The 10,016-nt window shown below is 40.2% G+C and carries 11 protein-coding genes and 1 pseudogene; 6 read left to right on the top strand and 6 right to left on the bottom strand.

Annotated elements, in window-relative coordinates:
• The 3 genes and pseudogenes from ACWXWT_RS07820 to ACWXWT_RS07810 all read left to right on the top strand — a co-directional run.
• Positions 1–159, top strand: a pseudogene (locus ACWXWT_RS07820) (IS3 family transposase); the annotation flags it as partial.
• Positions 160–529: 370 nt separating this feature from the next.
• Positions 530–736, top strand: coding sequence for a hypothetical protein (locus ACWXWT_RS07815; RefSeq protein ID WP_456041046.1), 207 nt, complete (start codon positions 530–532; stop codon positions 734–736).
• A gap of 129 nt (positions 737–865) precedes the next feature.
• Positions 866–1,552, top strand: coding sequence for a hypothetical protein (locus ACWXWT_RS07810; RefSeq protein ID WP_456041045.1), 687 nt, complete (start codon positions 866–868; stop codon positions 1,550–1,552).
• A gap of 235 nt (positions 1,553–1,787) precedes the next feature.
• Here the strand turns inward: ACWXWT_RS07810 and ACWXWT_RS07805 are convergent, their stop codons facing one another.
• The 3 genes from ACWXWT_RS07805 to bufA2 form a co-directional block, all read right to left on the bottom strand.
• Entirely contained in the window at positions 1,788–2,597 is an 810-nt protein-coding gene (locus ACWXWT_RS07805; protein WP_456041044.1) for an HvfC/BufC family peptide modification chaperone, read from the bottom strand.
• Positions 2,598–2,599: 2 nt separating this feature from the next.
• Positions 2,600–3,538, bottom strand: coding sequence for an MNIO family bufferin maturase (gene bufB / locus ACWXWT_RS07800; RefSeq protein WP_456041043.1), 939 nt, complete (start codon positions 3,536–3,538; stop codon positions 2,600–2,602).
• 97 nt (positions 3,539–3,635) lie between these two features.
• A complete protein-coding gene (gene bufA2, locus ACWXWT_RS07795) occupies positions 3,636–4,094 on the bottom strand; it encodes a BufA2 family periplasmic bufferin-type metallophore (RefSeq protein ID WP_140234920.1) in 459 nt (152 codons plus the stop codon).
• A 364-nt stretch (positions 4,095–4,458) separates the two neighbouring features.
• On the opposite strand from bufA2, the gene ACWXWT_RS07790 reads away from it, so the two are divergent.
• A complete protein-coding gene (locus ACWXWT_RS07790; RefSeq protein WP_456041042.1) occupies positions 4,459–4,842 on the top strand; it encodes an MAPEG family protein in 384 nt (127 codons plus the stop codon).
• 72 nt (positions 4,843–4,914) lie between these two features.
• On the opposite strand, the gene ACWXWT_RS07785 is transcribed toward ACWXWT_RS07790, so the two are convergent.
• A complete protein-coding gene (locus ACWXWT_RS07785) occupies positions 4,915–5,172 on the bottom strand; it encodes a hypothetical protein (protein ID WP_456041041.1) in 258 nt (85 codons plus the stop codon).
• A 110-nt stretch (positions 5,173–5,282) separates the two neighbouring features.
• Between ACWXWT_RS07785 and ACWXWT_RS07780 the strand changes: the two genes are divergently transcribed.
• Complete coding sequence (locus ACWXWT_RS07780; RefSeq protein WP_456041040.1) at positions 5,283–5,891, top strand: uracil-DNA glycosylase family protein; 609 nt, start codon at positions 5,283–5,285, stop codon at positions 5,889–5,891.
• Positions 5,892–5,894: 3 nt separating this feature from the next.
• On the opposite strand, the gene ACWXWT_RS07775 is transcribed toward ACWXWT_RS07780, so the two are convergent.
• Positions 5,895–6,395 carry a YcxB family protein gene (locus tag ACWXWT_RS07775; RefSeq protein ID WP_456041039.1) on the bottom strand — a complete coding sequence of 167 codons (501 nt, stop codon included), beginning with the start codon at positions 6,393–6,395 and terminating at the stop codon, positions 5,895–5,897.
• 168 nt (positions 6,396–6,563) lie between these two features.
• Positions 6,564–9,209 carry a [protein-PII] uridylyltransferase gene (gene glnD / locus ACWXWT_RS07770; RefSeq protein WP_456041038.1) on the bottom strand — a complete coding sequence of 882 codons (2,646 nt, stop codon included), beginning with the start codon at positions 9,207–9,209 and terminating at the stop codon, positions 6,564–6,566.
• Positions 9,210–9,289: 80 nt separating this feature from the next.
• Between glnD and ACWXWT_RS07765 the strand changes: the two genes are divergently transcribed.
• Complete coding sequence (locus ACWXWT_RS07765) at positions 9,290–10,003, top strand: 16S rRNA pseudouridine(516) synthase (RefSeq protein ID WP_456041037.1); 714 nt, start codon at positions 9,290–9,292, stop codon at positions 10,001–10,003.
• Positions 10,004–10,016 lie beyond the last annotated feature (13 nt).

Below are 10,016 nucleotides of genomic sequence, written 5' to 3'. Positions count from 1 at the left end.
GGATTTTTAACGTTGCTCAACCAACAAGGGAGTTTATGAAGCAAGATGTGACTGCTTACATGAAATATTACAACTTGGAGCGACTTCATTCTGCTAATGGTGATCTGTCACCGGTAGAGTTTGAAAAATTCTCAACTAAAAGTGTCCAGTTTGGCTTGACCAGTACAGGCTTAAGCACCGCTTCTAGCGTGGGTTTCTAGATATCAGCAATAAGTGTCGATTGAATTAAAGTGCCAAAATCCTATGGGTGTCCACTTATCCTAGTCGCATAAATATCAGCATATTGATACTTTATATTTATTATAAACAGTAATCTACGGCTAGTTTAACTTTTTTACGTCAGAATAGGCATGTCGTGACACCATTTTTATGGTGGGTGGCTTGATTAATTTCTTTATTGCTGAAACCTAGGAGTTTACTAAACTCTTGTACTTTTAAAAAAGTGTGTCAGATTTTAATTGAAGTTTTGTTAGGACTTGACAAAGCTTTAGTAAGTTCAAAGTCAACATGTAATATAAAAGGAATTTTAATGACATTTAATATTAAGAAAACTAATCTGGTACTATTTTCTTCATTGTTAGTAGTCGCAACATTTGGCGTTCTGGCTGATAGTATTGTTGTAACACCTAAAGGTACATATAAATGTGACAATGTTTGTGTTGTCGACAGTCACGGAAATGTTACGGATTGCTGCGGAGGATCGGTGTGGAGAAAAGAAACCGAAGATCCCGTCTAAGGCAACATTTTTCAGATGTATAATATATTAACTGATAGTTGAGCTGAAGTTTGCTCAACTTTTTACGATTATTTTAAAGGTTAGCTGAAAAGATACTTTTTTAATCAAGGACTTTTATCAAGGAATGTTATGAAACTACAACCGTATATTTTTTCTATTCTGGCAATATCAATCGCCACATGGGGATACATAGAGTTTGATAATGACGTAAAAGAAAATGAATTTAATCAAAATGAGGGCTATATAGTTTCCGATATAGCAAACGCGGATGGTTTAAGCCCAGATGACGCGGCTATTTTTGTGCATTCTGATTTGACAGTTAACAATGCAGATAAACTAATCAGTCATGAAAATTTGACTAATGAAGATGATAAAAAAAATGAAGATATAATTTCGACTGAGCTTCAAGATAATAATGTTGTTTTTGAAGAAAATGGGAAATTGGTATTCGATGAACATTACATAAAAGAGCTATCCTTAAACGAAACTTTCGATTTTATAGCTAGTTTACCACTTACTATCACCAACCCCGAGTCACTAATTATTATGGAAAACATTAATGAGGGAATTGGAAAAGATTTAGTGGAATATGCAGATATGAATCTCAAGACTGTATCTTGTTCAGACAAACTTTGTGGCATTGTCATTTCCTCTGAAAATCGTTCTAATGTTGATTCTTTTTTAGATTTAATTACATCTAAGCCCATTGTAAAAGAAAAGCTAAAGGGAGGGAGCTTGAAAATTGTGGAGAATAATGGCGAATACTATGGGGTTTTATTTGGTGCTATTGGAAATATGCCGATAATACATAAGTAAAATGAAAGTTGTATAGCTATAGGGGATTAAAATATTGTAAAAACAAATAAATAGGCATATATGGATGCTCCCGGTTAGTCAAGGCAGGCTGTTGTGGGCGAAGCGCCACGACGTTGTGGCCGCAGGCCATAAGTAAATAAGCAAAAAGTACAAACACCTAGATCCCGGCTCAAAAGCACTGTTGGGACGACGAGAAGGTCGTTATCAAGCACGTCCAGAAATGAGTTAACGTAAATTAGCTACTTACTACCGCTCGAATTAAGCCGCGTTGAAACCAGGTTTGCATGGTCTGTAATACCATCAGTGGCGCAGATTGTTCATCGTGCCATTGCAACATTTGTTCGCACTGGGTGGCAAAGTTGTTGCCCTGAATAAACCCAAGTAACAACGCATGTTGTTCTGTCGTTAATGATACAAACTCGGTTAACCGCGACTCTCCCCGCCATAATAGCCATGCCCTAGGCGACTCATAGTCTGGCGCAGGTGGTGCTGTGTCTATCTTCAATGCTTGCCAAGCTTCTACAGCATTACTGTTGCAAGTGAATATTTGTATGCTGGGATGAAAACGTAAACAGCAATTGGGCCACAATTCTGGCGATATTGCCTGTAAGTCACTAAAGCTTGCACGGGCACAGTCTGCAGCATCAAAAGCATTGAGTAATCGGCGCTCGAATCGCGCTAAATCGGCAATAATGGGATGCTGTTTAAAAAACGCGTCTTGTTGTAAAAATTCCGGTAAACCATCACAAAACTGGCGCAGTGACTTATTGTTTGATGGAAATTGACGGGTATAGTCGGCCGCCATTTTATCGAATAAATCGTCACCTAAATACAACCCCAGCAGCTGGTGGTCAGTTTCAATGGTTTCTTTTAATCGAATTCGGTAAGCGTTGGCATAAATTTGTAGGCGATCATCGGCGCTGATCCCCGCTTGTTCAGACACATTCGCTTTCATTACCGACTGAATTTGTCCGTGCTGTGTATCCGAACCATCAGACAGTAAATACTGCATAAATTGCTGTTGAATTTCAGCTAAACGGCTCATGATTATGCCCTGACTTTTTGCGGTGAAGCGTGATTAGTGTTGATGAACTTATTTAAGCCATCAAGTGAACGAGTACCAAATTGTGAGCGTGCTAGGGCTGGGTCATCGGGTAGCGTTAACTGGGCAATGTGTTTCGCTTCGAGTAATTCATTATATAACGCGGGGAACTCAGGAATATTCGCGTCACGTTCAATCATTGTGCTAACAGCGCCAAAGCGCTCTAGTGCAGCTTGGTAAAGTGTCCATACTGACGGTGGCACGTCATGGTCGTGGGTATCAATGACATAATCACCAAAATCGCTATGACCCGCTAAGTGAAATTGTTGTACCCGGCGAGGGTCGATTTTTTTAAGGTAATCCAACGGATTAAAATGATGATTACGGGCGCTGACATAGATGTTATTAATGTCGAGTAATATCAAGCAATCTGCAGCCTCAGCCACTTGGCTTAAAAAATCCCATTCGTCCATGGTCGAGTCTTGATATGACAAATAACTCGATACGTTTTCTAGCAGAATGCGTCTGCCTAAAAAGTCCTGCACAATACGCACTCGCTCTGCGACATGGTTAACGGTTTCTTCGGTGTAAGGCAGTGGCAGTAAATCATGGCTATTGATGCCGTGAATTGAGGTCCAGCAAATATGGTCTGAAATCCATTTAGGTTGAATATCGTTACTGAGTTTTTTGAGGGCTTTAAGATAATCCATATCTATAGGGTCTGTACTGCCTATCGACATTGATACACCGTGCATTACAACAGGATATTGCTCGGCAATAGCTTCTAAATAGTATCGGGGTTTACCGCCAGCAACTAAGTAGTTTTCAGACAACACTTCAAACCAGTCGATATCGGGCTGGTGCTGTAAAATATGTTCAAAATGGTCAGTACGTAAACCTAAACCAAATCCAAGAAAGTCTTCTGTAATGCGTGTATTTGGCATGGTGTACCTTGTTATTGCAAACAAATTGGTAGTGAATAAAAAGGCTGATGACGTTCAAGTCACAGAGTAAGAAAGCCATCAACCTTATGAGTTTTTACTAGCTAACGTTACCGCCAATGTCACCACAAGATTTAGCAGTAGTGTTCACAAAGCCAGTGCCTTTACAGCTTGCCATTCCGCCACAAGCATTATCAGCACCTTTACAATCGTTATGGCCTTTACAGATGTTAACGCCGTAACAATGTACTAGGTCTGCTTTAGTGACTTTACCAACCCAATCATCTTTTTGCGTACCGCCCACATCAGCACAAGCTTTTGATGGCATGCCGACAAAACCAGTGCCTTTACAGCTCGCTTGACCGCCACAGGCATTGTCGGCTGTTTTACAATCGTTATGGCCTTTGCAGGTATTAACGCCGTAACAATGAACTAAATCTGTTTCGCCAGCAGCCATAGGAGCTGTACTTGTTTCGGCCGCCATTGCCTGACCTGATAAACTGGCCATAGCTAATGCGAGTGCTGCGCCTGTTAGGCTAGTTTGTGCTTTGGTATTCATGATGTATTCCTTACAATGTTGATTATTATTTTTACTGCTTATTCTTGTTACTCGTCACAAGATTGATTTGCTGCAGCTATCACACTTGTTAGGAGTTATTAGTATTGACCGTGAAGTGGCCCAATATCTTTCATGAAACCTGTAGATAAGTCATTTTGCTGAGTGGACTTGTTGTATTCATTTACAAACATGACTTAATTTTAAAATTTAACTAGATGATATTGTTTGGTTATTATTTTTGTATTTTATTGGGGTAAATTGAATGCTGTCGAAGTAACAATCGATGTTAAGCTAAAAAATAACGACAAAAATCGTCAATGAAGATGAGTTGAAACTACATCAAACTAAAAAATGAAGGGATACCATGCAAACCATACTGATTTGTTTATTTATAGCCATGTTACTGCCGTACGCAGCAAAAATGCCGGTCGCGATGGCGATAACTAAATTGGGCCGCTACGACAATAATCATCCAAGGGCACAACAAGCTCAATTAACCGGTTTTGGTGCGCGAGCATTAGCAGGGCATCAAAATGCATTTGAGTCACTTATTATATTTGGTATTGCGGTATTAACAGCATTGATAACAAACAATGTCACGGATGTGGTGGCATTACTTGCCATAGTGCACGTGGTTGCTAGAGTGGTTTATCATGCTATGTATTTATTGGATTATGGCACGATGCGGTCGTTATCTTGGTTTGTGGCTATTGGTGCGTCGGTAGGGATATTTTTCCAAGCATTTTAATGGCTTTTAGCTTTTATTAATGCCCATAAAAAACGCCTTAACGGCGCGATTTACGGGCATTAGTTGATACTATTAATCGTGAGGGTAATCTAGGCTAATAATACGTTCGTAACCCATTTCGGTTAATTGGTCATTAACGCAATCAAGCAAAAATGTCTCGACTTCACTTTCTGGTAGTTGGTCTTCAAGTGCAATTTGTTGGCAGGCCTCTTTTAATGAAACCACATCATTAACGGGTGCTTGTGGGAGTGCTGCAGCGCTAAAACTCATCGCTGTACCACAGATTAACATTGTGGTTAACGTCGTACGGGCTATACGAAAATGTTGCATGGTTGTTCCTTCTTGGGAGAACTTTGTTATTTTGACAAATACTACTGCAGGTTAGTTCCGTTAGATAGTGTAATTAGCAGGCTTTGTGACCTAATTGGGAGATATTTTTGATGTCTGATATTAATGCACTTCTCACCCAAGTTCGCCATTGCCAAATGTGTGCATCTGAATTAGTTGATGGCGTGCGCCCTGTCGTACAAATTGCTCCTGAAGCTAAGGTGTTAATTATTGGCCAAGCGCCCGGACGCAAAGTTCACCTGTCGGGGATCCCATTTGATGATGCCAGTGGTGATAGGTTACGAGCATGGCTAGGCATAACGAAAGAGGTGTTTTACGACGCTAAGCAAGTGGCCATTATGCCGATGGGTTTTTGTTATCCTGGCAGTTATACCGCCAACGGTTGTCATTCAAAAAAGGGCGCATCAGGGGATTTGGCGCCAAGACCAGAGTGCGCACCTAAATGGCATAACTTATTATTACAACAACTCGTTAATGTGGAGTTGGTACTACTGGTTGGCCAGTATGCACAGCAATATTATTTACCCAACAAACCTAAGACATTAACTGAAACTGTTCATCAATGGCGTAGGTTTGGGCCGCGTTATATTCCTCTTCCACACCCTAGTCCTCGCAATAATATTTGGCTTAGTCGTAATCCATGGTTTGAGGCTGAATTACTTAATGATATTCGTCAGCGAGTTGCGAAGGCATTAATGTAGCCGTTATTGTTTCTGAGCGATAAAATCGATGGCTTGTTGATTTAAGCAACGCTTAGATAAATAAGTGGTACTTTGTTTTAGTGCGATAAGAAAACCCGCATCCGTTTGAGTGATACGATAGATATCGGTCCATAGGATCTGTTGATTAACGTGGGGCGATAGGCTGTTAATACCTTTTTCATCAATGGTTAAACTGACTTTTTCGCCTGCGGCTTTGCTTATCATTTGACGCCATAACCACCATGTTTTATTGAAGCGAATGCTTAAAAACTCAACGACAGCCAAGCCAATAAAAAAGTAACCTAAATAGTAAGTTTCTTTGGTGCTTATTGTTGTTTGGCTTATTGAGTCGATCATGAGTACGACCAAGCCAATTAGGGCAAAAATGGCGGTTTTTAAAAAACGTTTTGCTGATGGATTAACCGTAATGGATTGCTGATAGCATTCTTCGAAGTATGATTTATCCAGCACATATTCGGTAGTATAACTAAAGGCTTGTGACATGATGACCTAATTAACGACAGTAGATGAGCGAGATTATCGCATAGTCATGTGTTTGCTCAAAGTATGACTCTTGGATACGGTATCTTAAAAAGTCACATCATAGTGTCGCTGGTGATGATATGCGGCTTAATTGATGTCAATAAAGCCGCATTATTGATATAGAAATGATTAACTGGTTGTAATGTTTTGCATTAACATTTCCGACAATTGTTGCTGTTGCTCAGGGGTTAATTGCTGATCATCTTTATTCGATAATAAAAATACATTGTCTGCCCGTTCACCGACGGTGCTAATCGTGGCCGAATGAATATGTAAGTCTAATTTTCTGAACGTGTTAGCAATTTGCTCCATAAACTCACTGGTATCTAAAGCGGATACGTTAACTAAACTGCGGGTTGATTTACGTGAGTGCAAAAACTCGACATTGGGCTGATTATCAAAGCTTTGGTGACGTCTTGATTGGCGTTTTTTCTGTAAACTAATGCCTTTATCTAATACTTGATGCAATTTATTGATGACTTGTTTTCGACGTTGTGCACTGGTGATTGGTTTTTCATCAAAATCGAGCACCTTAAATGATTCAACCACATAACCATCTTTAGTGCGGGCGATTTGTGCTTGTTTTACAGAAATACGCAATGTGGCTAATGTATTAAATAACTTAACAAATAAACCAGGGCGATCTTTTGTATACACGAATACATCACTGCAGCCTTTTACCACGGCATCGTCTAATAAAATAAGAGTGTTATATTGATTGTCGGTTACCGGAGCAAGATCATGCTGGAGCATTGCCTGAGTATACCGAGCAATATCATCTGCTTCAGCGTTACTAAAGAAGGCAATAGGTAAGCGCCGCCATAAGTTCTTTATATTTTCGGCATTGTCTTCATCTGTCGCTAATAAATTGAGTGCTTCCTGTTTATGTTCTCTCACTACAGTACGCAGTTGTAGGACATTCTCAAAACCATTACGCAGTGCTTTACGAGTAACAAAGTATAAATCTTTTAATAACGACGCTTTCCAGTCATTCCAAAGATCATCATTTGTAGCTTGTATATCGGCAATAGTTAGGCAATACAAGGCATCTAAACGGGTTAATGTGCCCACTTTTTTGGCAAATGTGTTCACGACTTCTGGATCGTAGATATCCATACGTTGGGAAGTAATCGACATTAATAAATGATGCTCTACTAGCCAGCAAATAAGCTTTTCTTGTGAGGCTTTAAGCCCGTGGAATTTAGCAAATAAACTGGCGTCTACCGCACCTAATTCACTATGATCACCGCCACGGCCTTTGGCTAAATCATGGAATAATGCCGCAAATAACAAGTTAGATTTATTAGACATTTTTTGATAAATATCAGCTGCCAATGCTAAATCTTTATCTAAGGTTTTTATGTCTTTTCCGTAGGTGTAAATATTTTTAAGCACCTTGTGGGTGTGTTCATCGACGGTATAGGCATGAAATAAGTCAAATTGCATTTGGCCAACCACTTCACGCCATTGCGGTAGATAAGACGCTAAAATGCCGTGTTGATGCATCAAGGTGATGGCGAGCCCCATACCTTGAGGATGAAGGAAAATGGCTTTAAATTGTTCTCTACAGCGCTGAAAGTCTTGTAGATCGCCCATTAAACGGCGTCTAACTTGGCGCAGTGAGCGTAAGGTTTCTGCTGTAATACCAATAATTTTGTCATGGTGTATCGCGATAAACTCAAATAACGCCATAATTTGCGTACGATCAATGAATACGGTTTCGTCTCTGACATGGATATATTGATCAACAATTTCGAAGTTTTCATTTAACTCAATAATTTGGGGATTGAGTTGTGGAATAATTTCCCGTTGAAAGTATGCCATTAAAATTTTGTTCAGCTCGCCAATGCGTTTCATGGCTCGAAATAATTGACGCATCATTTTTTCGATGGCGATATTTCCGCTTTCGCCGATGGGCATACCATCACCAAAGCCCATTAACTTGGCTACTTCGGCTTGGTATTGCAGCAATAAACGGTTTTCTGAACGTTGCGCTGCTTGGTGCAAAGCAAAACGGACCCTAAATAAAAAATGTTGGCATTCCATTAACTCGGCATATTCGTCATTGGTTAAAAAGCCAAAGCGACGAAGCGATTGCATATTGGCAACGCCGAAATGTTTACGGGCAACCCAAGTAAGGGTTTGAATATCGCGCATGCCGCCAGGGCTAGTTTTAAGGTTTGGCTCAATACTGTATGAGGTATCTTGCGCTTTGGCATGTCGCTCTTGTTGTTCACTGAGTTTGGCATTAAAAAATGCCTGGCTTTGCCATAGCTCTTGTCCGTAGAGCGCACTTAACACTTCCTGTTGGTGTTGGCTATTACCCGATAAATGGCGAATTTCAAGCAGACTGGTGGCAATAGTGACATCATCTTTACATGCTTCAAATGTGTCATCCAAACTGCGTACTGCATGGCCTAAGTCTAGGCTGAGATCCCATAATTGAGTTAAAAACTCACTGACACAGGCTGCTTCTGCGGGAGTTAATGGACCATTATGAATAATACAAATGTCGATATCAGAGAATGGATGTAGGGTTTGTCGACCATAACCTCCGACGGCATTGAGCGATATACGAGCCGGATCTAATTCGAAGGGGTGCCAAAGTTGGCATAATAACGCATCGAAAAACTGAGATCGCTTGTTCAAAGTGTCATTAATAGCACTTTGAAAAATATTATCTTGTAAAAATTGATCCAGTGACTTAATCGCTTGCTTAAGCTCAGCGGTTGTCATGTCTGGGCGCAAAACTGTACTGGCAGGTTGCGAAGGCATGTTACTCCTTAATTGTGTAGTCCTTTAACAGAATAAGGTATTCTTAATCAAAATGGTATCACTCTATTTAAAGAGGTTTTATGGTGTCTAAGCGAGGTCGGTTAGACCAGTTTATCGCCCGTACGTTACAGATTTCAAAAAAAGCGGTTCGCAATTTACTGATTGATAATAAAGTGGTGGTTGATGGCGTGTTAGTAAAGTCTCCTGATCTTCAAATCGATGAGTTTAGCCATATCGTGTGTAACGCAGTGGTGTTACGCCAGTACCAAAAACAGTATTACATGCTTAATAAACCAGATGGTGTGGTTAGCGCAACTGTTGATGATAAACATCCAACCGCATTAGGGTTAATGACAAACATTAATGTCGATATGCTGCATATTGCCGGTAGATTGGATTTACATTCTACCGGGCTATTATTGTTAACCAATGATGCAAAATGGTCTGCTGCGTTAATGGCGCCAGAGCATAAAGTCGACAAACAGTATTTGGTGACATTAGCCAACCCAATACACCAAGATTATGTTGCAGCTTTTGCCAAAGGGATGTATTTCGAATTTGAGGACATTACCACGCAGCCAGCACAGCTTACTATTTTATCCAGCCATCAAGCTAGGGTGGTGTTGCGTGAAGGTAAGTATCATCAAATTAAACGTATGTTTGGTCGTTTTAGAAACCCCGTAGTGGCTCTGCATCGTGTTTCAGTTGGAGATATATTTTTAGATAAAACCTTGTTGCCCGGCGAATTTCGTTCATTAACAAAAGCTGAAGTTGATAGCATTATTCAGCACTAGATCAACTTTTTTT

This window comes from Shewanella sp. A22 (assembly GCF_053850585.1).
Note: the sequence above shows the minus strand (reverse complement) of the source record. Positions and strands in the feature narration are given on the sequence as shown.